The sequence below is a fragment of the Kitasatospora sp. NPDC001095 genome (assembly GCF_053598615.1).
Genome location: NZ_JBSFKQ010000022.1, coordinates 80,443 through 106,438, shown reverse-complemented (window position 1 = coordinate 106,438; position 25,996 = coordinate 80,443). Strand labels below are relative to the sequence as shown.

6 protein-coding genes are annotated in these 25,996 nt (G+C 76.7%); all 6 read left to right on the top strand.

Annotated elements, in window-relative coordinates; genetic code table 11:
• A complete protein-coding gene (locus ACWDBB_RS20010) occupies positions 1–9,642 on the top strand; it encodes an SDR family NAD(P)-dependent oxidoreductase (protein WP_449790872.1) in 9,642 nt (3,213 codons plus the stop codon).
• Positions 9,642–20,963 (top strand): SDR family NAD(P)-dependent oxidoreductase, encoded by an 11,322-nt coding sequence (locus tag ACWDBB_RS20005; RefSeq protein WP_449790871.1) that lies wholly within the window; start codon positions 9,642–9,644, stop codon positions 20,961–20,963. Before ACWDBB_RS20010 ends, ACWDBB_RS20005 begins: the two co-directional genes overlap by 1 nt.
• Complete coding sequence (locus ACWDBB_RS20000) at positions 20,960–21,415, top strand: nuclear transport factor 2 family protein (RefSeq protein ID WP_392882948.1); 456 nt, start codon at positions 20,960–20,962, stop codon at positions 21,413–21,415. Before ACWDBB_RS20005 ends, ACWDBB_RS20000 begins: the two co-directional genes overlap by 4 nt.
• A 918-nt stretch (positions 21,416–22,333) precedes the next feature.
• Complete coding sequence (locus tag ACWDBB_RS19995; RefSeq protein WP_449790870.1) at positions 22,334–23,689, top strand: helix-turn-helix transcriptional regulator; 1,356 nt, start codon at positions 22,334–22,336, stop codon at positions 23,687–23,689.
• Between the two features lie 343 nt (positions 23,690–24,032).
• A complete protein-coding gene (locus tag ACWDBB_RS19990) occupies positions 24,033–24,458 on the top strand; it encodes a MarR family winged helix-turn-helix transcriptional regulator (RefSeq protein WP_449790869.1) in 426 nt (141 codons plus the stop codon).
• A gap of 62 nt (positions 24,459–24,520) precedes the next feature.
• Positions 24,521–25,996 (top strand): FAD-dependent monooxygenase, encoded by a 1,476-nt coding sequence (locus tag ACWDBB_RS19985; protein ID WP_449790868.1) that lies wholly within the window; start codon positions 24,521–24,523, stop codon positions 25,994–25,996.

The following is a 25,996-nucleotide window of genomic DNA, read 5'->3' as shown; positions in this document are numbered from 1 at the left end:
ATGGCCGACGACGAGAAGGACGAGAAGCTCGTCGACTACCTCCGATGGATGGCCGGCGACCTGCAGCAGACCCGCCGGCGCCTGGACGAGATCGAGGAGGCGGCCCACGAGCCGATCGCCGTCGTGGCGATGAGCTGCAGACTGCCGGGCGGCGTCCACTCGCCCGAGGAGCTGTGGCGACTGGTGGCCGACGGCACCGACGCCGTCTCCGGCTTCCCCACCGACCGGGGCTGGGACCTCGACGCGCTCTACCACCCGGATCCGGACCACGCCGGCACCTCCACCACCCGGCACGGCGGATTCGTCGACGGCTACGCCGACTTCGACCCCGCCTTCTTCGGGATCAGCCCGCGCGAGGCCCTGGCCATGGACCCCCAGCAGCGCCTGCTGCTGGAGGTCGCCTGGGAGGCCTTCGAGCGGGCCGGGCTGCCCGCCGAGCGGCTGAGCGGCAGCCGGACCGGCGTCTTCGCCGGGGTGATGTACAACGACTACGGCAGCCGCGTCCGCCGGCCGGACGAGGACACCGAGGGGTACCTCGGCACCGGCAGCGCGGGCAGCGTCGCCTCCGGCCGGGTCGCGTACACCTTCGGCTTGGAGGGCCCGGCCGTCACCGTCGACACCGCCTGCTCCTCCTCCCTGGTCGCCCTGCACCTGGCCACCCAGGCGCTGCGCCAGGGCGACTGCGACCTCGCCCTGGCCGGCGGGGTGTCGCTGATGGCGACGCCGGCCACCTTCGTCGGCTTCAGCCGCCAGCGCGGCCTGGCACCGGACGGCCGCTGCAAGGCCTTCGGCGCGGACGCGGACGGCACCGGCTGGTCGGAGGGCGCCGCGCTGCTGCTGCTCGAACGGCTGTCCGTCGCCCGTGCCAACGGCCACCCCGTGCTCGCCCTGGTCCGCGGCAGCGCCGTCAACCAGGACGGCGCCAGCGGCGCGCTGACCGCGCCCAACGGGCCCGCCCAGCAGCGCGTCATCCGCCAGGCGCTGGACAACGCCCGGCTGCTGCCCGCCCAGATCGACGCCGTCGAGGCGCACGGCACCGGCACCACCCTCGGCGACCCGATCGAGGCCCAGGCGCTGCAGGCGGTGTTCCGGGAGGGCCGGGCCGCCGACCGGCCGCTCTGGCTGGGCTCGCTCAAGTCCAACCTGGGCCACACCCAGGCCGCGGCGGGCGTCGCCGGGGTGATCAAGACGGTGATGGCGATGCGCCACGGCGTCCTGCCGCGCACCCTGCACGCCGACCGGCCGTCGCCGCACGTGGACTGGTCGGACGGCCCGCTCGAACTGCTCACCGAGGCCCGCCCCTGGCCCGACTCCGGTGAGCCGCGCCGGGCGGGCGTCTCCGCCTTCGGCATCAGCGGCACCAACGCGCACGTCCTGCTCGAACAGGCCCCGGACGCCCCCGCCGAGGAGGCCGCTCCCGAGCAGCCGCCCGTACCCGCCGCCGAACCCTCCGGCCTTCCGCCGCTGTGGCTGCTGTCCGCCCGCAGCGCCGAGGCCCTGCCCGCCCAGGCCGAGCGGCTGGCCGCCCACCTGCGCGCCGAACCGGAGCTGGACCCCGCCGGCGTCGGCTGGTCGCTGCTGCGCACCCGGACGGCCTTCCCCCACCGGGCCGCCGTGACCGGCCGGGACCGCGCCGAACTCCTCGCCGGACTGGACGCGTTGGCGACCGGCACGGCCCCGGGCACGACCACCGCCAGGGTCGCCCGGTCACTCGCCGGCTCCGGCCGGGCCGCCCTGGTCTTCCCCGGCGCCGGCAGCCAGTGGGCCGGCATGGCCGCCGAACTGCTCGACTCATCCCCCGCGTTCGCCCGCCGCCTGGCGGAGTGCGCCGAGGCGCTTCGCCCGCACGTGGACTGGTCGCTGACCGACGTCCTGCGCGGCGCACCGGGCGCGCCGCGGCCTGAGCGCACCGACGTCGCCCAACCCGCGCTCTGGGCGGTGACGGTGTCGCTGGCCGCGCTCTGGGAGTCCTGCGGCGTCGAGGTGTCCGGGGTGCTGGGCCACTCCCAGGGCGAGATCGCTGCCGCCGCCGTCAGCGGCGCGCTGTCGCTGCCGGACGCGGCCCGGGTGGTGGCGCTGCGCGCCCGGGCCCTGGTGTCGCTCGGCCGGCTCGACGGCGGGATGCTCGCGGTGTCCGCCACGCCCGCCCGGATCCGCGAGCAACTGGCCGAATGGCAGGGCGAGTTGACCGTCGCGGCGGTCAACGGCCCGCGCTCGGTGGTGGTCGCGGGCCCGAACCGGGCGGTGGAGGAGCTGCGGGCGCGCTGCGAGGCGGAGGGCGTCTGGGCCCGGCGGATCCCGCTGGACTACGCCTCACACACCCCGCAGGTGGAGTCGGTCCGGGACGAACTGACCACCCTGCTCGGGACGGTGACGGCACATCAGCCGCGGCTTCCGATGTACTCGCCGGCCACCGGCGGGCTGCTCGAACCGGGCGCTCAGGACGCCGGGTTCTGGTACCGAAGCCTGCGGCAGCCGGTGGAGTTCGAGCGGGCCACCCGCGCCATGCTGGCGGACGGCTTCGACCTGTTCATCGAGTGCGGTCCGCACCCCGTGCTCACCCAGGCCCTTCAGGAGACCGTCGAGGAGGCCGGCACCGAGGCCGTCGTCGTCGGCTCGCTGCACCGCGGCCACGGGACCGAGGACCGGTTCGCCGACGCGGTCGCCGAGGCGGTGGCGGGCGGCGCCCGGCTGGACGCCGACCGCTACTTCGGCCCGGCCCGGCGCGTCGGCCTGCCCACCTACGCCTTCCGGCGCAGCCGCTACTGGCTGGCCGCCGACGAGCCCACCCCGGCCGACGGACCCACCCCGGCCGACGAGTCGTCCGGTACCCGGGCGCCCGGCGGGCCCGGGGCGGCCTGGCGGCTCGCCGTCACCGAGCCCGGCGACCTCGCCACCCTCGCCCCGGTGCCGTCCGCCGAGGCGGACCGCCCGCTCGGACCTGGCGAGGTCAGGGTCGCCGTCCGCGCCGTCGGCCTGCACTTCGGGGACGTCCTGGTCGGCCTCGGCCTGGCCCTGCACGGCGACACCGGCGGCGGGCTGGGGCTGGAGGCGGCGGGCGTGGTCCTGGAGGTCGGCGCCGAGGTCGGCGGGCTGGCCCCGGGCGACCGGGTGATGGGCCTGTTCCCGGACGGAGCGGCCGGCCCGGTCGCGGTCACCGACCACCGGCTGTCCTGCGCCCTCCCGGCCGGCTGGACCTTCGAGCAGGGCGCCGCCGCGCCGCTCGCCCACCTGACCGCGCACCACGCCCTGATCGGTCTCGCCGGGCTCCGGCCCGGCGAGACCGTCCTGGTGCACGCCGCGAGCGGCGGCGCCGGACTGGCCGCCGTCCACCTGGCCCGCCACCTGGGGGCGAACGTCCTCGCCACCGACCTTCCCGAGCACCGGGAGGCACTGTTGGCGCTGGGCCTGCCCCGGGAGCACCTCGCCTCCTCGGCCGATCCCGGCTTCGCGCCGGAGCTGCTCGCCGCCACCGGCGGACGCGGCGCCGACGTCGTGCTGAACTGCCTCGCCGGGGAGTCCACCGACGCCTCGCTGCGGCTGCTGCCGCACGGCGGCCGCTTCGTGGAGACCGGACGCACCGACCGGCGCGACGCCGGGCGGGTCGCCGCCGACCACCCGGGCGTGCGGTACCTGGTCGCCGACCTCGCGGACGCCGGTCCGGACCGCCTGCGGGCCGTCCTCGGCGAGCTGGCCGCCCTGTTCGCGGACGGCACGCTGCCCCCGCCGGCCGTCCCCGACTGGGACGTCGAGCGGGCCGCCGAAGCGTTCGAGCACCTGGGCCGGGCGCGGCACGCGGGCCAGGCGGTGCTCACGCTGCGGTCCTCCTCGCGGCCCGACCGTCCCGTCCCCGCCCCGGCCCCCGGGACCGCGCTCGGGGCCCTGGAGCCCGCCGCCCGCCGGGAGTTCCTGCTCGACCTCGTCCGCACCGAGATCGCCGCCGTGCTCGGCCACGCCGACGCCCGGTCGATCGGCACCGACCAGCGCTTCCAGGAGCTCGGGCTCGACTCGCTCACCGCCGTCCAGCTGCGCAACCGGCTCGGCGCGGCGACCGGCCTGCGGCTCACCGCGACCCTGGTGTTCGACCACCCCACCCCCCGGGCCGTCGTCGACCACGTCCTCGCGCTCACCGGCGCACGGGACGACGAGGACGCCGACACCCCGCCGAGGCCCGCCGACGACCCCGCCGAACCGCTCGCGATCGTCGCGATGGCCTGCCGCTTCCCCGGCGACGTCCGCTCCCCGGAACAGCTCTGGGAGGTCCTGGACACCGGCGCGGACGTCATCGGCGACTTCCCCACCGACCGCGGCTGGGACTTCGCCGGCCTCTACCACCCCGACCCCGACCGGCCCGGCACCACCTACGCCCGCCAGGGCGGCTTCATCGACACCGTCGCCGACTTCGACGCGGCCTTCTTCGGGATCTCCCCGCGCGAGGCCCTCGCCATGGACCCGCAGCAGCGCCTGCTGCTGGAGACCTCCTGGGAGGCGTTCGAACGCGGCGGCATCGACCCGGTGGCGACGGCCGCCGAAGGGCCGGTCGGCGTCTTCGTCGGCACCAACGGCCAGGACTACCCCCGGGTGCTGGCCACCGGCAAGGACGACCTGGAGGGGTACATCGGGACGGGCAACACCGCCAGCGTGCTGTCCGGCCGGCTGGCGTACGCCTTCGGGTTCGGCGGACCGGCGGTCACCGTCGACACCGCCTGCTCCTCCTCCCTGGTGGCACTGCACTGGGCCGGCCAGGCCCTGCGGCGCGGCGACTGCGACCTGGCGCTGGTGGGCGGCGTCACCCTGATGACCAGTCCGCTGCTGTTCACCGAGTTCAACCGGCAGCGGGTGCTCTCCCCGAGCGGCCGCTGCCGCTCCTTCTCCGCCGACGCGGACGGCACCAGCTGGAGCGAGGGCGTGGCCGTCCTGGTGGTGGAGCGGCTGTCCGACGCCCGGCGCAAGGGCCACCGGGTGCTCGCGGTGGTGCGCGGCTCCGCCATCAACTCCGACGGCGCCAGCAACGGCCTGACCGCGCCCAACGGCCCGGCCCAGGAGCGGGTGATCCGCCGTGCCCTCGCCGACGCCGGGCTGACCCCCGACGACGTGGACGCGGTGGAGGCGCACGGCACCGGCACCAAGCTCGGCGACCCGATCGAGGCCCAGGCGCTGCTCGCCACCTACGGCGCGCGGCGGGCCGCCGACCGGCCGCTGCTGCTGGGCTCGCTGAAGTCCAACCTCGGCCACACCCAGGCCGCTTCGGGCCTCGCGGGCATCATCAAGCTGGTCGAGGCGCTGCGCCACGAGCGGCTGCCGAAGACCCTGCACCTGACCGAGCCGACCCCGCACGTCGACTGGTCGAGCGGGGCGGTGCGGCTGCTCGACGAGGCCCGGGCGTGGCCGCGCACCGGCCGCCCCCGGCGCGGCGGGGTGTCGTCCTTCGGGATCAGCGGCACCAACGCGCACGTCGTCATCGAGGAGCCGCCGGCCGTCGAGCCGCAGACCCCGCCCGCCGCCCCGGACGACCGGGTGGTGCCCTGGACGCTGTCCGCCCGGAGCCCCGAGGCGCTGCGCGGCCAGGCGCTGCGGCTGGCCGAGCACCTGGCGGCCCGCCCGGACGCCCGCCCGCTGGACGTGGCCTGGTCGCTCGCCACCACCCGCGCCGCCCTGCGGCACCGCGCCGTCGTCCTGGCCGAGGACGGTCCGCGGGCGCTGGCCGCGCTCACCGCGCTGCACGAGGGCCGGGACGCCGCCGGGGTGGTGCTCGGGCAGGCCGGGGAGGGGCGCCGGACGGCGTTCCTGTTCTCCGGGCAGGGCAGCCAGGCCGCCGGCATGGGGCGCGAACTGCACCGCGGGTACCCGGTCTTCGCCGACGCCTTCGACGCCGCGTGCGCCGCCCTCGAACCGCACCTGGAGGCCCGGGCCGAGCGCCCGCTGCGCGAGCTCGTCCTGGCCGAGCCGGGGAACGCGCGGGCCGAGGAGCTGATCGACCGGACGGAGTACGCCCAGCCCGCGCTGTTCGCCTTCGAGGTGGCGCTGTTCCGGCTGCTGGAGTCCTGGGGCGTCGTCCCGGACCTGCTGGCCGGGCACTCGGTCGGGGAGCTCGCGGCCGCGCACGTGGCGGGCGTCCTCTCGCTCGCCGACGCGGCCGAACTGGTCGCCGCGCGGGGCCGGTTGATGCAGGCGCTGCCGGACGGCGGCGCGATGGCCGCGGTCGAGGCGGCGCCGGCCGAGCTCGCCGACCTGCTCGCCGGCCGGGCGGGCGTGGTCGCGGTCGCGGCGGTCAACGGCCCCCGGGCGAGCGTCCTGTCCGGCGAGCGCACGGCGGTCGCCGAGGTGGTCGACGAGCTGCGCGGACGCGGGCGCCGGGTGTCCTGGCTGCGGGTCAGCCACGCCTTCCACTCCCCGATGATGGACCCGATGCTCGCCGAGTTCGAGCGGGTCGCGCGGAAGCTGACGTACCACGCCCCGCGCGTCGCGCTGGTCTCCGCCCTCACCGGGCGGCCGGTGACCGCCGAGGAACCGGCCGCCGCCGAGCACTGGGTCCGCCACGTGCGGGACGCGGTGCTCTTCCACGACGCCGTGCGCGGCCTGGCCGGGGCGGGCGCCGAACTGTTCGTCGAGGTGGGGCCGCAGGGCGCGCTCAGCTCGATGGCCGCCGACAGCCTGGCCGGGCAGGGCGTCGTCGTCGCGGCGCAGCGCCGCAACCGGCCGCCGGAGGCCGCGCTGCTGCTCGCCGCCGCCGAACTGCACGTCCAGGGCGTCCCGGTGGACTGGCGGGCGGTGTTCGCCGGGCGCGGGGCGCGCGCGGTGGAGCTGCCCACCTACGCCTTCCAGCGCAGCCGCTACTGGCCGCAGCGCGGCTTCACCTCCCGGCGCGGTCCGGGCGGCGGCGGGCACCCGGTGCTCGACGCCCTGGTGCCGCTGGGCGACAGCGACCGCCTGGTGGGCACCGGCCGGCTCTCCCCCGAGACCGCGCCCTGGCTCGCCGAGCACCGGCTGTTCGACGCCACCGTCGTGCCCGGCACCCTGTACGTCGAGCTGGCCGCGCAGGCCGCCGAGGCCGCGGGCCGCACCCGGGTACGGGAGCTGACCCTGCACGCGCCGCTCGTCCTCGGGCCGGAGGAGGAGGCCGAACTCCAGCTGCTGGTCGAGGAGTCCGACCCCTCCGACAGCGCCGGAAGCCGCGCCCTGCGGCTCTACGCACGCCCGCGGGACACCACCGGCGCGGCGCCGTGGACCCTGCACGCGAGTGGCGTCCTGGCCGACGACGAGCCGGCCCCGGCGGGCCACGACCTGCGCGCCTGGCCGCCCGCCGGAGCCGAGCCCGTCCCCGTGGACGGCCTCTACGAGGCCTTCGCCGCCCAGGGGGTGGCGTACGGCCCGCTGTTCCGGGGCGTCCGCGCCGCCTGGCGCGACGGCGACACCCTGTTCGCCGAGGCGGCGCTGCCGGACGGCGCCGACCCGCAGTCCTTCGCCCTGCACCCCGCGCTGTGGGACGCCGCCCAGCACCCGGCCGCGATGGACGGCCTGGGCTCCGCCTCGGGGGCGGCGGTGCCGTTCTCCTGGTCGGGCGTGCGGGTGCACTCCACGGGCTCCAGCCGGCTGCGGGTGCGGATCGCGCCGGCCGGTCCTGGGGCCGTCACCATGGCGATCGCCGACGACCGGGGCGAGCCGGTGGTGGACGTCGAACGGCTGGCCGCCCGGCGGGCGGAGGCGCGGGACCTCGACGCCCGGCAGGCCGAGGCGGCGGGGGCGCTGTACCGGATCGACTGGGTGCCGGGCGCTTCCGTCGCGGCGGAGCCGGTCGCGCTCCGCTGGCTCGGCGACGGCCCCGCGCCGGCGCCGCTCGCCGCGCTCCCCGCCGGCGGGGACGCCGAGGTCGCCCTCGTCCCGGTCACGGTCGACGCGGCCGCCGGCCCGGCCGCCACGCTGGCGGCGGTGGAGCGGGCGCTCGCCGTGGTCCGCTCCTGGCTGGCCGACGGCGGTTCCGCCCGGGGCCGGCTGGCCCTGCTCACCCGCAACGCCGCCGACTGCGCCCCGGCCGGGGCGCCGGCCGCACCGCCGCGGCCCGTCGATCCGGCGCAGTCCGCCGTCTGGGGTCTGGCCCGCGCCGCCCAGGCGGAGTACCCGGGCCGGATCGTGCTGGCGGACCTCGACGACGAGGACGCCTCCTGGCACGCCCTGCCCGCCGCCCTCGCCGGCGGCGAGCCCCAACTGGCCCTGCGGGACGGCGCCTTGCTGCTCCCCCGGCTCGCCAGGACGGACGCCCACAGCGAGCCCGCCGGGCTGGATCCGCAGGGCACCGTCCTGATCACCGGCGGCACCGGCTCACTCGGCGCCCTGCTCGCCCGCCACCTGGTCACCACCCACGGCGTCCGCCACCTCCTGCTCACCAGCCGCAGCGGCCCCACCGCCCCCGGCACCGAACAACTCGCCGACGACCTGCGCGCCACCGGCGCCCACGTCACCATCACCGCCTGCGACACCGCCGACCGCGAAACCCTCACCACCCTCCTCCACACCATCCCCACCGACCACCCCCTGACCGCCGTCATCCACGCCGCCGGCGTCCTCGACGACGCCACCCTCACCACCCTCACCCCCGAACACCTCCACCACACCCTCCGCCCCAAGGCCGACGGCGCCTGGCACCTCCACGAACTCACCCGGCACCACGACCTCACCGCCTTCGTCCTGTTCTCCTCCGCGTCGGGGGTCCTCGGCTCCGCCGGCCAGGGCGCCTACGCCGCCGCCAACGGCTTCCTGGACGGCCTCGCCCAGCACCGGGCCGCCGCCGGGCTGCCCGCCGTGTCCCTCGCCTGGGGCCTGTGGGACCAGACCGACGACGGCATGGCGGGCGGCCTGACCGAGGCCGAACGCGGCCGCATCGTCCGCTCCGGGTTCGGGGCGATCGCCTCCGCCACCGGCCTGGCGCTGTTCGACGCCGCCCTCGGCCGGCCCGAACCCCTGCTCGTCCCGGCCCGGTTCGACCTGCCGCTGCTCCAGACCCGCGGCGGTGACCCGGCCTTCCCGCCGGTCCTGCGCGGCCTGGTGCGCCCCGCCCGCGCCCGTACCGCCCCCTCCGGCGCCCCCGCCCGGCAGGACGCCGCCTCGCTCGCCGAGCGACTGCTCCCGCTGGACGACGCCGAGCGCGAGAGCCTGCTGCTCGACCTCGTGCTCACCCAGACCGCGACGGTGCTCGGCCACAGCTCGCCCCGCGCCGTCGCCCCGGACCGGCCGTTCACCGAATCCGGGCTGGACTCGCTCGCCGCCGTGGAGATCCGCGGCCGGCTCGACGCCGCCACCGGCGTGCGCCTGCCCGCCACCGCGGTCTTCGACCACCCGACGCCCGCCGGGCTCGCCGCGCACCTCAGGGACGTCCTCGTCCCCGCCGCACCGAGCCCCGCCGACGCCGCCCTCGCGGACCTCGACCGGCTGCGCGAGTCCGTCCCGGACCTCGCCGGGGACCCGGAGAACGCCGAGCAGGTCCGGCTGCGGCTCAAGGCCCTGCTCACCGCCCTGGAGCAGGCCACCGCCGACCGGGCCACCACCGGACCCGGCGGGGACCCCGACGGCGACGGGGACGACCTCGACGCCGCCGGCATCGACGAACTGCTCGCCATCATCGACGACGAACTGGGGGACGCCTGATGACGGGCACCGACGAGAAGGTCCTGGACTCGCTCAAGCGGCTCACCGCCGAGCTGCGGCAGACCCGCAGGCGGCTGCGCGAGAACGAGGAGGCGGCCCACGAGCCGATCGCGATCGTCGGCATGGCCTGCCGCTACCCGGGCGGCGTCCGCACGCCCGAGGAGCTCTGGCAGCTCGTCGCCGGGGGCCGGGACGTCGTCTCCGCCTTCCCGACCGACCGCGACTGGGACCTCGACGCCCTGCGCGGACCGGACGACGCGGCCGGCACCAGCACCGCGCACGCGGGCGGATTCCTCTATGACGTCGCCGACTTCGACCCCGCCCCGTTCGGCATCAGCCCGCGCGAGGCGACCGCGATGGACCCGCAGCAGCGGCTGTTGCTGGAGACCTCCTGGGAGGCCTTCGAGCACGCGGGCATCGACCCGGCCACCCTGCGCGGCAGCCGCACCGGCGTCTACGCCGGGATCATGTACCACGACTACGCGGCCCGGCTCCGCGAGCTGCCCGAGGACGTCATGGGCTACCTCGGCACCGGCACCTCGGGCAGCATCGCCTCCGGCCGGATCGCGTACACCTTCGGCCTGGAGGGCCCGGCCGTCACCATCGACACCGCCTGCTCCTCCTCCCTGGTCGCCCTCCACCTGGCCGCCCAGGCCCTGCGCGGCGGCGAGTGCACGCTCGCGCTGGCCGGCGGCGCCACCGTGATGGCCTCGCCCCTGCCGTTCGTCGACTTCAGCCGCCAGGAGGGCCTGTCCTCGGACGGCCGCTGCAAGTCCTTCGCCGCCGCGGCCGACGGCACCGGCTGGGCCGAGGGCGTCGGCATGCTCCTGCTGGAGAAGCTGTCGGACGCCCGCCGCAACGGGCACCCCGTGCTCGCCGTGGTGCGTGGCACCGCCGTCAACCAGGACGGCGCCAGCAACGGCCTCACCGCCCCCAACGGCCCGTCCCAGCAGCGCGTGATCCGCCAGGCGCTCGCCGACGCCGGCCTCGCCCCCTCCGACGTCGACGCGGTCGAGGCGCACGGCACCGGCACCCGGCTCGGCGACCCGATCGAGGCTCAGGCCCTGCTCGCCGTCTACGGCCAGGGCCGCCCCGCCGACCGCCCGCTGCGGCTCGGCTCGCTCAAGTCCAACCTCGGCCACACCCAGGCCGCGGCCGGCGTCGGCGGGATCATGAAGATGGTCCTCGCCCTGCACCACGGCGAACTCCCCCGCACCCTGCACGTCGACGAACCCACCCCGCACGTCGACTGGTCCGCGGGCGCCGTGGAACTGCTCACCGAGCCGCAGCCGTGGCCCCGCCGGGAGACCCCGCGCCGCGCCGGGGTCTCCTCCTTCGGGTTCAGCGGCACCAACGCGCACGCCGTCATCGAGGAACCGCCCGCGCCCGCAGCCGACCTCCCCGCGGACGGTCGCCCCGCCCCCGACGGCACCGCCGCCGGGGCGAGCGCCGCGCCCGCCGCGCTGTGGACGCTGAGCGCCGCCACCGAACCCGCGCTGCGCGCCCAGGCCGGCCGACTCGCCGCCCACCTGCGCCGCGGTCCCGCGCCGGACCCGGCCGACGTCGGCCACGCCCTGCTCACCACCCGCACCGCGCTGGAGCACCGCGCCGTCCTGGTCGGCCGCGATCGGGAATCCCTGCTGCCCGAGCTGGACGCCTTCGCCGCCGGGCGTCCCACCGCCGGTGTGCTGCACGAACGCGCCGGCACCGGCGGCCTGGCCGTCATGTTCACCGGCGGTGGGAGCCAACGCCCCGGCATGGGGCGGGAGTTGTACGCCGCCTTCCCGGCCTTCGCGGACGCCTTCGACGCCGTCTGCGCCGAGCTGGACCGGCACCTGCCGTCCCCCCTGCGCCCCGCCGTCTTCGGCTCTTCGACCGGCGGCTCTTCGACCGGCGGCACCCCGCCGCTCACCGGCCAGGCGTACGCCCAACCCGCGCTGTTCGCCGTCGAGGTGGCGCTGTTCCGGCTGTTCGCCTCCTGGGGCGTACGACCCGACCACGTCCTCGGCCACTCGGGCGGCGAACTCGCGGCCGCCCACGTCGCGGGCGTCCTCGACCTGCCGGACGCGGCCGCCCTGGTCGCCGCCCGCGGCCGGCTCACCCAGGCGCTGGCCCCGGGCGGGGCGATGGTCGCGGTCGCCGCCGCCGAGGCGGAGGTCCGCCCGCTGCTGACCGCCGGCGCCGAGATCGCCGCGATCAACAGCCCGGACGCGGTGGTCCTCTCCGGCGACGAACAGCCCGTCCTGGCGCTCGCCGCGCACTTCGCCGCCCTCGGCCGCAAGACCCGCCGACTGAACGTCAGTTACGCCTCCCACTCGGCCCGGGTGGACCCGATGCTGGCCGAGTTCCGGCAGATCGCCGCAGGCCTGGAGCTGCGGCCGCCCCGGATCGGCTTCGTCTCCACCGTCACGGGCGAACCCGCCGGGGACGAACTGCGGACCGCCGAGTACTGGGTGCGCAACGCGCGCCAGGCCGTCCGGTTCGCCGACGCCGTCCGGCACCTGGAGGCCCAGGGCACCCGTACCTTCCTGGAACTCGGCCCGGAGGCCGCCCTCACGCCCATGGCCGAGGCCTGCTTCACCGAGGCCGGCTCCGCCGCCGTCGCCGCCCAGCGCGCGGACCGCGACCAGGCCGCCGAGGCCGCCACCGCCCTCGGCCGCCTGCACGCGCGCGGCACCGCCATCGACCGGGCGGCCTACCACGGGAGCAGCGGCGGCCGCCGGGTCGAGCTGCCGACCTACGCCTTCCAGCGGCAGCGGCACTGGCTGGAGGCCCCGGCCGGGAGCCGGCTCGACGTCACCCCGGCCGGGCTCGGCTTCCCCGACCACCCGCTGCTCGGCGCCAGCATCGTCGTCGCCGACTCCGAGGAGTTCCTGTTCACCGGACGGCTGGACCTGCGGGCCCAGCCGTGGCTGGCCGACCACCGCGTCGGTGACGCCGTGCTGCTGCCCGGCACCGCCTTCGTCGAACTCGCCCTGCGGGCCGGCGAACAGGCGGACTGCGACCACCTCGACGAACTCACCCTCACCGCACCGCTGGTCGTCCCGGCGCGGGGCGCGGTGACCCTGCAGATCCGCCTCGGCGCGCCCGACGGCGCCGGCCACCGCGCGGTCGAGGTGTACGCCCGCGAGGAGGACGCCCCGCCCGGGCGGCCCTGGACCAGGCACGCCTCCGGGTCGCTGTCGGCCGGTTCCCCGTCCACCCGCCCCCCGCTCACCGCCTGGCCCCCGGCCGGCGCCGAAGCCCTCGACCCGGACGGCCTGTACGAGCGCCTCGCCGCCGAGGGCCTGCACTACGGACCGGCCTTCCAGGGGCTGCGGTCCGCCTGGCGGGGCGAGGGGGAGCTGTTCGCCGAGGTCGCCCTGGACCCCGAACAGGACGGCGCGGCCGGCGCGTTCGGGCTGCACCCCGCCCTCCTGGACGCCGCGCTGCACGCCCTGGGCCTCGGCGCGCTCCCCGGCGCCCCCGAGAGCGCGAGCCTGCCCTTCGACTGGCACGGCGTCGCCCTGCACGGCGTCGGCGCCACCGCCCTGCGGGTCCGGCTCGCCCCCGCCGGGCCGGGTGCGGTCGCCCTGGAGGCCACCGACACCTCCGGCCGCCCCGTCCTCACCGTGGAATCGCTGCTGCTGCGGCCCGCCGGCCGGCTCGCCACCACCGGCAGCACCGCCCGCGAGCCGCTGCTCCACCTGATCTGGACCGATCCGCGGGCACCGCACGCCCTCGCGGCGCCGGGCCGCACCGGACTGCTCACCGACGCCCTCGGCTCCGCCGCGGCGCCGCCCGACACCCTGGTGCTCCCGCTCCTCGACGCCCCGACCGCGCCGCGCCCCGACCGCGCGGCCGCCGAGTCCACCGCGCGGACCCTCGGCCTCGTCCAGGCCTGGCTCGCCGACGACCGGTTCGCCGCCACCCGCCTCGCCGTCGTCACCAGCGGCGCCGTGGCCGTCGGTCCCGACGAGGACGTCCGCGACCTGCCGCGCGCCGCCGACCGGGGCCTGCTGCGCTCCGCCCAGTCGGAGCACCCAGGCCGGATCGTCCTCGTGGACACCGACGCACCGGACGACTGGCCCGCGGAGCTCCCCCGGGCGCTCGGTCCGGAGGAGCCGAGCGTCGCCCTGCGCCGGGGCCGCCTGCTGATCCCCCGGCTGGTCCCCGCCCCCGCCGCCGACCGACCCGCCACCGGGCTGGATCCGCAGGGCACCGTCCTGATCACCGGCGGCACCGGCTCACTCGGCGCCCTGCTCGCCCGCCACCTGGTCACCACCCACGGCGTCCGCCACCTCCTGCTCACCAGCCGCAGCGGCCCCACCGCCCCCGGCGCCGAACAACTCGCCGACGACCTGCGCGCCACCGGCGCCCACGTCACCATCACCGCCTGCGACACCGCCGACCGCGAAGCCCTCACCACCCTCCTCCACACCATCCCCACCGACCACCCCCTCACCGCCGTCATCCACGCCGCCGGCGTCCTCGACGACGCCACCCTCACCACCCTCACCCCCGAACACCTCCACCACACCCTCCGCCCCAAGGCCGACGGCGCCTGGCACCTCCACGACCTCACCCGGCACCACGACCTCACCGCCTTCGTCCTGTTCTCCTCCGCCGCCGGCCTCCTCGGCGCCCCCGGACAGGCCAACTACGCCGCCGCCAACGGCTTCCTGGACGCCCTCGCCCAGCACCGGGCCGCCACCGGGCTGCCCGCCCTGTCCCTCGCCTGGGGCCTGTGGGAGGGCGACTCCGGCATGGCCACGGGCGTCGACGACGCCTCCCGGCGCCGGCTCGCCGCCCTCGGCATGCGGCCCATCCCCACCGCCGAGGGCCTGGCCCTGTTCGACGCCGCCCTCGCCGGCACCGAGCCGCTGGCCGCACCGCTCCACCTGGACCCGCAAGGCCTCGACGCCGACACGGCGCCCGCCCTGCTGCGCGCCCTGGCCCGGCCCCGGCGCCGGGCGGCCGCCGCGGCGCGCCCCGTCCGCACCGGCCTCGCCCAGCGGCTCGCCGCCCTGCCCGCGGCCGAGCGGCTGCGCGAACTGACCGAGCTGGTCCGCGCCGAGACCGCCGCCGTCCTCGGCTACCGGAACCCGCAGGACGTCCCCGGCGACCGCGCGTTCTCCGAGCTCGGCTTCGACTCGCTCGCCGCCGTCGACCTGCGCAACCGCCTGGGCGCCGCCACCGACCTCCGGCTGCCGGCCACCACCGTGTTCGACCACCCCACCCCCGGCGCCCTCGCCGTACGGCTGCGGGACCTGCTCCTCGGCGCCGCCGACCGGGCCGCCCCCGAGCCCGCCGCGAACGCCGCCCGGCACGACGACGAGCCGATCGCGATCGTCGGCATGGCCTGCCGCTACCCCGGCGGGGTGGCCTCCCCCGAGGAGCTGTGGGAACTCGTCCTGGCCGGCCGGGACGCCACCGGTGACATGCCCCGCGACCGCGGCTGGGACATCGACGGGCTCTACCACCCCGAGCCCGGCCGCCGCGGCTCCTTCTACACCCGCCGCGGCGGCTTCCTGGCCGACGCCGCCGGGTTCGACGCCGGGTTCTTCGGCATCAGCCCGCGCGAGGCCCTCGCCATGGACCCGCAGCAGCGGCTGCTGCTGGAGGTCTCCTGGGAGGTGTTCGAGCGCGCCGGCCTGGACCCGCTGGCGATGCGCGGCAGCGACACCGGGGTCTTCACCGGCGTGATGTACCACGACTACGGCTCCTGGGCGCGGCGCACCCCCGAGGACGTCGAGGGCTACCTCGGCGCCGGGACGGCCGGCAGCGTCGCCTCCGGCCGGGTCGCCTACACGCTGGGCCTCGAAGGACCCGCGGTGACCGTGGACACCGCCTGCTCCTCCTCCCTGGTCGCCCTGCACCTGGCCGCCCAGGCGCTGCGGGCCGGCGAGTGCTCGCTCGCGCTGGCCGGCGGCGCCACCGTGATGGCGACTCCCGGCCCGTTCGTCGAGTTCAGCCGCCAGCGCGGGCTCGCCCCGGACGGGCGGTGCAAGTCCTTCGCCGCCGGCGCCGACGGCACCGGCTGGGCCGAGGGCGTCGCCGTGCTGCTGGTCGAGCGGCTCACCGACGCCCGCCGCAACGGCCACCCCGTGCTCGCCGTGGTGCGCGGCACCGCCGTCAACCAGGACGGCGCCAGCAACGGCCTCACCGCCCCCAGCGGCCCCGCCCAGCAGCGGGTGATCCGCCGGGCCCTCGCCGTCGCCGGACTGACGGCGGGCCAGGTCGACGCGGTCGAGGCGCACGGCACCGGCACCGTCCTGGGCGACCCGATCGAGGCCCAGGCGCTGCTCGACACCTACGGCCGCGAGCACACCGAGGAGCGGCCGCTGTGGCTCGGCTCGCTCAAGTCCAACCTCGGCCACACCCAGGCCGCGGCCGGGGTCGGCGGCGTGATCAAGATGGTCCAGGCGATGCGGCACGGCGTCCTGCCCCGCACCCTGCACGTCGACGAACCCACCCCGCACGTCGACTGGTCCGCCGGCGGGATGCGGCTGCTGACCGAGCCGACCGCCTGGCCCGCCACCGGAGAGCCCCGCCGGGCCGGGGTCTCCTCCTTCGGCATCAGCGGCACCAACGCCCACGCCGTGCTGGAGCAGGCCCCGGACGACGCCCAGGACGCCGCCCGGAACGCCGCCCCGGACGCCGCGCCGGCCGTCACCCCCGTGTCCGCGCCGTGGCTGCTGTCCGGCCGCACCCCACAGGCCCTGCGCGGCCAGGCCGGGCGCCTGCTGGAGCACCTCCGTACGCGCCCCGACACCCCCGACGCCGACCTCGCCCTCAGCCTGGCCACCACCCGGGCCGCCCTGCCGCACCGCGCGGCCGTCCTCGGCGCCGACCGGGACACCCGCCTGGCGGCCCTGGCGCGGCTCGCCGACGACGGCGCCGCGACCGGCACCCCGACCGGGCGCGCCGACGGCGGCCGGGTGGCCTTCCTGTTCAGCGGCCAGGGCAGCCAGCGCCCCGCCATGGGCCGTGAACTCGCCGCCGCCGACGCCGAGTTCGCCGGCATCCTGGACGAGGTCTGCGCGGTCTTCGGCCCGCTGCTCGACCGGCCGCTGCGCGAGGTCCTCGCCGCCGAGCCCGGCAGTGCGGCCGCCGACCTCCTGGACCGGACGCAGTACACCCAGCCCGCCCTGTTCGCCGTCCAGGTGGCCCTGCTGCGCCGCCTCGCCGCCTGGGGCGTACGGCCGGACGTGCTGGCCGGCCACTCCGTCGGCGAACTCGCGGCCGCCCACGCGGCGGGCGTCCTCGACCTGCCCGACGCTGCCGCCCTGGTCGCCGCCCGCGGCCGGCTGATGCAGGCACTGCCGGACGGCGGGGCCATGGCCGCGGTCGACGCCCCGGAGGAGGAGGTCCTGCCGCTGCTCACCGACCGGATCGCCCTCGCCGCCGTCAACGGCCCGTCCTCGGTGGTGCTGTCCGGCGACGCCGACGCCTTGGAGGAACTGCTCGCCCGGCTGGCCGCCGCCGGCCGCCGCACCCGGCGGCTGCGGGTGAGCCACGCGTTCCACTCCCCGCGGATGGACGGCATGCTCGACGAGTTCCGGCGGGTCGCCGAGGGCCTCACCTTCCGGGAGCCCGCGCTGCCCGTCGTCTCCACCGTGACCGGCCGGAGCGCCACCGCCGCCGAGCTGTGCTCGCCCGAGTACTGGGTGCGCCAACTCCGGCAGCCGGTCCGGTTCCGGGACGCCGTCCACCGCCTGGAGACCGACGGTGTGACCACCTTCGTCGAGCTCGGCCCCGGCGCCACGCTCACCGCCCTGGTCCGGGACTGCCTGACCGACCGGGAGCGCGCCTCCGTCCCGCTGCTGCGCCCCGGCACGCCGGAGCCGCGGGCGCTCACCACGGCCGTCGCCGAACTGCACGTGCGGGGCGTCGCCGTCGACTGGGCGGCCGTCCACGCCGGTTCGGGCGCCCGCCCGGTGCCGCTGCCGACGTACGCCTTCCAGCGCCTCCGGTACTGGCTGCCGGCCGGCCCGGCGCAGGGCGACGACCGGCACCACCCGCTGCTCTCCGCCGCCATCGCCGCACCCGGCCTCGACGGCACGGTGTTCACCGGCACGCTGGACGCCCACGACCTGCCGTGGCTGGCCGAGCACCGGATCGGCGGCACGGCGGTCCTGCCCGGCGCCGCCTTCGTCGAGCTGGCCCTGCACGCGGGCGGCGAACTCGGCTGCCCCGCCGTCGAGGAGCTGGTGGTCCAGGCGCCGCTTCCGGTGCCGGACCGCGCCGCGGTGCCGCTGCGGCTGTCCGTCCGGCCGCCGGACGAGACCGGCCGACGCGCCTTCGGCCTCTTCGCCCGCACCGCCGACGACGCCGACAACGCCGACAACGCCGGCGACGGGGCCGCCGAGGACCGGTGGACCCGGCACGCCACCGGCACCCTGGCCCCCGCCGGCCCGCCGGCCCCGGCCGACCGGGACGCGCCCTGGCCGCCCGCCGGGGCGGAGCCCGTCGACCCCGCCGACCTCGCCGACCTGTACCGGCGCCCCGCCGAGGCCGGCCTGTCGTACGGTCCGAGCTTCCAGGGCCTGCGCACCGCCTGGCGCCGCGGCGAGGAGCTCTACGCCGAGGTCGCGCTGCCCGACGACGGCTCCGGCCCGTACGCCCTCCACCCGGCCCTGCACGACGCGGCCCTGCACGCCCTCGGCCTGCCCCGGGACGGCGCGGCCGCACCGGCCGTCCTGCCCTTCTCCTGGCGCGGCGTCCGGCTGCACCGCACCGGCGCACGGGCGCTGCGGGTCCGGCTGACCCCGGACGGCGACACGGTGGCCGTGGAACTGAGCGACCCGACCGGCGCCCCGGTCGCCTCGGTCGAGGCCCTGACCCTCCGTCCGGTCTCCGTCCCCCGCGCCGTCCCCGACAGCGCCCTGCGGCGCCTCGTCTGGGAGCCGCTCACCGCCGTCCCCGGCGCCCCGGCGCCGGACACCTGGACGGTCCTCGGCTCGGGCGCCACCCCGCCCGGGGCCTACCGGCGCGCCCACGCCCTGGACTCCGTGCCCGACGACGCCGAGGGCGTCGTGCTGGTCCCGTTCCTCGACGCGCACCGGCCTGACGACCCGGCCCCGGTCTCCCGGGCGCTGGACCTGGTCCGGGCCTGGCTGTCCGGCTCCCGGTGGAAGAACTCCCGGCTGGTCGTGCTCACCCGACGCGCCGTCGCCGCCTCACCCGCCGAGGACGTCCCCGACCTCACCCACGCCCCGCTCTGGGGACTGCTGCGCTCGGCCGCCTCCGAACACCCGGGCCGCTTCGCCCTGGTGGACGTGGACGGCACCGAGGCGTCCTGGCAGGCGCTGCCGACGGCCGTCGCGGCCGAGGCCGCCCAGGTGGCGATCCGGGACGGCGCACCACGCGCCCCCCGGCTCACGCCCCTCGACCCGCCCGCCGCCGTCGACGGTCCCGCCGACACCGGCACCCCGGGGTTCGCCCCCGACGGCACCGTGCTGATCACCGGCGCGGCCGGCGCCCTCGGCGGACTGGTCGCCCGGCACCTGGCCTCCGCCCACGGCGTACGGCACCTGCTGCTCCTCGGCCGCCGCGCGGACGACGCCCGGCTGACCGCCCTCACCGCGGAGCTGGAGCGGACCGGCGCCACCGTCACCGCCACCGGCTGCGACGCCGGCGACCGCGCCGACCTGGCGCGCGCACTCGCCACCGTCCCGGCCGGGCACCCGCTCACCGCGGTCGTCCACTGCGCGGGCGTCCTGGACGACGGCGTGGTCGCCTCCCTCACCCCGGACCGGCTCGTCCGCACCCTGCACGCCAAGGCCCGGTCGGCCTGGCACCTGCACGACCTGACGCTGCGCGACGACCTCGCCGCCTTCGTCCTGTTCTCCTCCGCCGCCGGCGTGCTCGGCGCCCCCGGACAGGCCAACTACGCCGCCGCCAACACCTTCCTGGACGCCCTCGCCCACCACCGGCGCCACCTCGGGCTGCCCGCCCACTCCCTCGCCTGGGGCCCCTGGGACCAGGACGGCGGCGGCATGGCGGGCGCCGGGGAGCTGGAGCGCCTCAGCCGGGGTGGCGTCGAGGCCTTCACCCCCGCCCAGGGCCTCGCCCTGTTCGACACCGCCCTCACCGGCGCGAGCGCGGACCCGCTCCTCGTCCCGCTGCGCACCGACCCCGCGCACCGCCGCCCCGACACCGGCCCCGGACGCCCGCGGCAGCCCCGCGGCGTCCCGGCCCCGGCGACGGCGGCGGACCTGCCGGCCGTGGTGCGCACCGAGGTCGCGACCGTCCTGGGCTTCCCGTCCCCCGAGGTCGTCGACGAGCACAGCACGCTGCCCGAACTCGGCCTCGACTCGCTCACCGCCGTCGAACTGCGCAACCGCCTCGACGCGGCCACCGGGCTGCACCTGGCCGCCACCGTGGCCTTCGACCACCCCACCCTCCCGGCCCTGGTCGAGCACCTGCGCAGCCGACTGGCCACCCGTACCGCCGACGCCCCCGCCGACGCCCCCGCCCCGGCTGCCACCGACGCCACCGACGCGACCGCCGCCCTCGCGGCCCTCTTCCACCAGGCCCGCGGCGCCGGCCACACCCTGGAGGGGATCGGCCTCCTGCGCACGGCCTCCCGCTTCCTGCCCGCCTTCCGCACCCCCGCCGAGTTGCCCGCCCCGCCCCGGCCCGTCCGGCTGGCGGCCGGCCCGGCCGAGCCCGTGCTGGTCTGCCTGCCCGCCGTCGTCGCCCACTCGGGGCCGCACCAGTTCGCCCGGTTCGCCGGGGCCCTGCGCGGCCTGCGCGAGGTGGTGGCGCTGCCGCAGCCCGGATTCCTGCCCGGCGAACCGCTGCCGGCGGACCTCGACGCGGTCGTCGCCGCCCAGGCCGAGGCCGTCCTGCGGTACGCCGACGGCGCCCCGGTCGCGCTGCTCGGCTACTCCTCCGGCGGCTGGGTCGCCCACGCGGTGGCGGCCCGGCTCGAAGCGTCCGGCCATGGGCCGCGGGCCCTCGTCCTGCTCGACACCTATCTGCAGGGCGACACCGACGACGCCCTCGCGACCGCCTTCACCGACGGCCTGTTCGCCCGCCGCGGGGAGGCCGACGCGACCGCCGACCCGCACTCCCTCACCGCCATGGGCGCCTACTTCCGGGTGTTCGAGAACTGGATCCCCGGCGACGTCGCCGCCCCCGCCCTCTTCCTGCGCGCCACCGACGCCCTGCCCGGCACCACGCCCCCGGCGACGTCCTGGGCCGGCGCCGCCACCGTGCGGGAGACCCCCGGCGACCACTTCTCGCTCCTCGAGGAGCAGGCCGCCCCCACCGCCCGTGCCGTACACAGCTGGCTCACCCGCCCGCTGACCGACGAACAGGAGCCGACCCCATGACCGACGTGACCCCCGAGCTGGTCGAGAAGGCCTACCTCGCGCTGATCTCCTGCGACCGCGCCGAGGCCGCCCAGTACTGGTCGGAGGACGTCCGCTTCTCCGTCCCCGGCCGCCACCTCCAGGCCGGCTGGCACGTCGGCCTGGACGCCCTCCTCTCCTTCCGCCGCGCCCTCACCGCGGCCGCCGGCGGCAACTTCGAGGTGGAGCTGGTCACTTCGATGATCAGCGGCAACGAGAACATGGACGTCGTCCAGGTCCACGCCGTCCGCCCCGGGGCCCCGGAGGGCAGCACCTCGCCCTACGACGTCCTCGACGCCCGCGGCGTCCAGGTCTTCCGCTGGGAGGACGGCCTGATCGTCGAGGGCCACGCCGGCTTCTTCGGCGACGGCGCCACCAACTACGACCAGTGGTGGTCCCCCCTCGACGGCACCGGCGAGCGCCGGTACGTCTGACCCGCCCTTCCGGCGTCCCACCGGCGACGGGCCCGGCCGCGACTCCCCCACGAGTGCGACCGGGCCCCGGCCGGCCATCGGGCCCGGGCGCGACTCCCCCCACGGAGCAGCGGCCGGGCCCTCGTTCCGCTCAACCAGCGACACGCAGCGTACATGCCATCTCTACCCAACGCTACATCGCCGACGGCCTTCCTCCCGGGCCGACGGTCCTCGCGGCCGATCGGCGAAGCCTTGGCGCCCACCCGGGCGGCGCCGACAGCCGAGCCCCGTCCCAAGGAATGAGATGGGCGGAGTTTCGTCCCCGCGGCGCCGAATTCTTCACCGAAGCACCACGACGGCCCCATGAACGGTGACTCGGCGTGCACGGCCCCCGAGGGAACGACGCCGCATCCGCGAATGCCGAACCCCCGGGATCTCCCGAACGGGCACCGCCGCCACCGCCACCGTCCGCGTTTCGCACCGTTATCCGCGACTCAAGCCCCCGGCACTCACGGTGAGGCAAATGGAGTCGCTTCTTCCCGTTTCTCGGCGGAACGCCACACATTTCCGCCGGTGGCGCCTGTCGGCACACCGGTCGACGGATTGTGGCAACGGTCACGTTTCGTCATCTCGCCCGCGTCAGGAAGCCGTAAGGAGCGCGCTGGACAACGCGCCCGAGCTCACCCGGAAATCACCAGGTCAGCACGCCGGGACAGCGCAGCGGACGTCGCCCCGGCATTCGGCCGGCACCAACCGGTCGACCCGTTATGGAGCGGCCGAGATCGTTGATGCGTGTGCAATGGACGCCCTGTAGCGTGGCCCCGAATGAGGCGTCCACGAAGCGGAATACAGCCGGGGACAGCCCGCACCCGCACCCGCACCCGCGCCGCCCGGCGGCAGATCGATGCCGGCGACCGGATGAACAGCAAGGGGGAAAAGATGATCGATCACGACCTCAGGAACATGCCCCGGCCGAGACACCTCGCCGCGGCTCGGGCGGCCACCGCAACCGGGACGAGGGCCGGGGTCCTGCGGGAAGGCCGCGACGTCTACGTACCGGGACGCTTCGACTCCGTCGAGAACGAACACATATCACCTCCCGAGCGGGGCCTCTCCTTACGCACCGTCGAACTGGCCAACCTGGGGATCAGGCGCGCCCTCGTCCACCAGCAGGTCGAGGCGGCCCTCGCGGCGGAGGAGGACCGCGGCGACCCGTACGGCATGTGGCGGGCGATCATGACGCTCCTCCACACCGGCGACATCGTCACCGCGCACGCCGAGTGCCGCCGACTGGCCGACGACGCCCGCTGGTCCGGCTCACCGCGGCACCAGGAGGTACTGACACTGCTGCGCGCGCGGATCAGCCTGCTCGAGGGGCACGGTGTCGAGGCGTCCGGCCTGCTCACCGCACAACTGACCCGCGGGCTCTCGCCGCACCTCGGCGGGCTCGCCGTCGCCTGGCTCATCGAGGCGCACGTCCTGTCCGGCGAACTGGGGCACGCGCACCAGGTGCTGCGGGCGCACGGCCTGGCCGGACCGCTCGACACCAGCCGCCCGGACCTCGTCCACACCCTGGCCGCGCGCGGCGCGCTGCAGCAGGCGGCCGGCCAGTTCCAGCACAGCCTGAAGGACTTCATGGCGTGCGGACGGCTGCTCGCCGAGCACCAGGTCGCCAACCCCGCCGTCATTCCCTGGCGTTCACGGGCCTCGTCGGCCGCGCTCGCGACCCAGCAGGGCGACCTCGCGCTCGCGCTGGCCGAGGAGGAGCTGGCCGCGGCCCGCACCTGGGGCTCGCCCCGCTGTATCGGCCTGGCACTGCACGCCGTCGCCGTCGCCCGTCGGGACGACACCTCGGTGGCGCTCCTGGAAGAGGCCGTGGTGCTGCTCCATCTCGCTTACGCCTGGGGCGAGTTGATCCAGGTCCTGGACGACCTCGGGACCCTGCAGATCGACCGCGAGAACCAGTCCGCGGGCCGCCGCCACCTGGAGGCCGCCCTCATGGTGGCCCGGGAGAGCGGCAACCGGCGCCGGCAACACAGCCTGCGGTCCGCCCTGGAACGCCTGGACGCCCCCAGCCTCACCAGCCAGGAGCTGCACATCGGCCAGCTGGCGAGCGCCGGTTACAGCAACCGGCAGATCGCCGAGACCCTCTTCCTGGCGATCCGCACCGTCGAGTTCCACCTGTCGAGCGTCTACCGCAAACTCGCCATCTCCGGCCGGAGCGAGCTGCACTCCGCACTCCACACCCAGCGGCTCTCCTCATTCCGGGCCGACCACTTCTCCTCCGCCGTGTAACCCTTACGTTCACGCGCCGCTCACCCGTGGTCCGGGTGGGCGGCGCTTCGCATTTCCCGGCTCTTCACGCCGACCACGGTTCGCTTCGCGGAACCCGACGCCGCGCCCGCCGACCCGTGTGGACACACCCACCGACGCGCCGGAAGAGCCGCATCTCAGGGGTTCCTACAAAGGGCCCTACGGGCGACCCGCAAGGGACCCTGCGGGTCGCCCGTAGGCTTGCCCGTGGAGCCTTGTAGCGCGGCAGCCGATCATGCGAATGTCGAGTGGTCGGACATTCAACCCGCGAGTTGGAACAGGCGGGTCGAGAATCCCTCCCCGCCGCCGAGGAAGTAGGCGCTTCATGCTTCAGCAGAACACCACCAAGCGCATCGGATACTGGCTTCTGCATTTGCACCGGCTCTTCGACGAGGCCACCGCGAAGGCCCTCGCCGGAGAGAATCTGAACCGGCGACAGTGGCAGGTCCTGCACGCCATCAGTATCGGCGTGCGGACCGTCGCGGACATCGACGCGGCATTCTCCCCGTTCCTGGCCGTGGACCGGTCCGACTCCTACCGGTCGGTGGTCGACGGATTCGTGGACCGCGGCTGGGTGCTCCGCCAGGGCGACACGGTGACGCTCACCGAATCCGGCGTCGCGGCGCACCAGCGGGCCGAGGTCCTGGTGAACGACCACGCGGCCCGCTCGCTCAACGGAATCTCCGAAGCCGAATTCCTCGCCGCCAATGACGTACTGGCTCGCATAGCGGCCAACATCGAGAACAAGTAGGGATTTTCCGACACCCACACCCCCCCCCCGGGATCGGCTCCCCGGACGCTCTGGAGATTCACATGGACGCTTCAGTCATTGTCGTCGGCGCCGGGCCGGCCGGGCTCATGCTGGCCGGAGAACTGCGTCTGGCGGGCGTCGACACGATCGTGCTCGACCGACTGCCGGAACGGACCGGCGAGTCGCGCGGGATCGGCTTCACCATCCGCACGATGGAGGTGTTCGACCAGCGCGGCCTGCTGCCCCGGTTCGGCGGGATCCAGACGAGCGAGGAGGGGCACTTCGGCGGCCTCCCGCTCGACCTGGCGGCCCTGAACGCCGCCCACGCGTCGGCGCGCACCGTCCCCCAGTCCGCCACCGAGGCCGTACTGGAGTCCTGGGCACGGGAGTTGGGCGCCGACATCCGGCGCGGCACGGAGGTCACCGGCCTCGCCGAGGACGGCGAGGGCGTGACCGTGATGCTCCGGGACTCGGCCCGGGCGCTGCGGGCCCGCTACGTGGTGGGCTGCGACGGCGGTCGCAGCACCGTCCGCAAGCTCGCCGGATTCGACTTCCCCGGCACGCCCGCGACCACCGAACTGTTCCTCGCCGACCTCAAGGGCGTGGACCTGGAGCCCCGGATGACCGGGCAGCCCACCGACGGCGGCCTGGTGATGGTGGCCAAACTGCCCGGCGGCATCCACCGGATCATCGTCGGAGAGCGCGGCACCCCTCCGCAACGCCGTTCGGGGCCGCCGGAGTTCGGCGAGGTCGCCGACGTGTGGAAGCGGCTCACGGGCATCGAGCTCACCGGTGCCGAGCCGGTCTGGGTGAGCTCGTTCAGCGACGCCGCCCGGCAGGCCACCGAGTACCGGCGCGGCCGGGTGCTGCTCGCCGGGGACGCCGCGCACGTCCACCTCCCCGCGGGCGGCCAGGGCATGAACACCTCCGTCCAGGACTCGGTCAACCTGGGCTGGAAACTCGCCGCGGTGGTGCGGGGCACGGCGCACGAGGCGCTGCTCGACAGCTACCACGAGGAGCGGCACGAGGTCGGCCGCCGGCTGCTGGCCAACACCCGGGCGCAGAGCCTGCTGATCCTCGGCGGCGAGGAGGTCTCCCCCGTACGGGAGATGCTCGGCGAACTCCTCGTCCACCCCGAGGTGGTCCGCCATCTCGCGGCGCGGGTCAGCGGCCTCGACATCCGCTACGACGTCGGCAGCGGGCCCAGTCCGCTGCTCGGTGCGCGTCTGCCGCACCTCGACCTGACCCGGGAGCAGGGGCGCACCACGAGCACCGCGCTCCTGCGCACCGGGCGCGGCCTGCTGCTCGACCTCGACGACAACGCGACGCTGCGCGGGCGGGCCGACGCCTGGCGGGACCGGATCGACATCGTGACGGCGACCCCCGTCGGCGTCCCCGACGGCAGCGACCTGAAGGGCACTTCGGCGGTGCTCGTGCGCCCGGACGGACACGTCGCCTGGGCCGCTCCCGGCAGCCACCACGACCTACCGATGGCCCTGGACCGCTGGTTCGGGCCCGCTCGACAAGCAAGGGAGTAG

Excerpts from the sequence above, each read along its gene's own strand:
- ACWDBB_RS19990 (WP_449790869.1), top strand. The coding sequence starts at position 24,033 with ATGCTTCAGCAGAACACCACCAAGCGCATCGGATACTGGCTTCTGCAT.
- ACWDBB_RS19995 (WP_449790870.1), top strand. The coding sequence starts at position 22,334 with ATGATCGATCACGACCTCAGGAACATGCCCCGGCCGAGACACCTCGCC.
- ACWDBB_RS20005 (WP_449790871.1), top strand. The coding sequence starts at position 9,642 with ATGACGGGCACCGACGAGAAGGTCCTGGACTCGCTCAAGCGGCTCACC.
- ACWDBB_RS20000 (WP_392882948.1), top strand. The coding sequence starts at position 20,960 with ATGACCGACGTGACCCCCGAGCTGGTCGAGAAGGCCTACCTCGCGCTG.
- ACWDBB_RS20010 (WP_449790872.1), top strand. The coding sequence starts at position 1 with ATGGCCGACGACGAGAAGGACGAGAAGCTCGTCGACTACCTCCGATGG.
- ACWDBB_RS19985 (WP_449790868.1), top strand. The coding sequence starts at position 24,521 with ATGGACGCTTCAGTCATTGTCGTCGGCGCCGGGCCGGCCGGGCTCATG.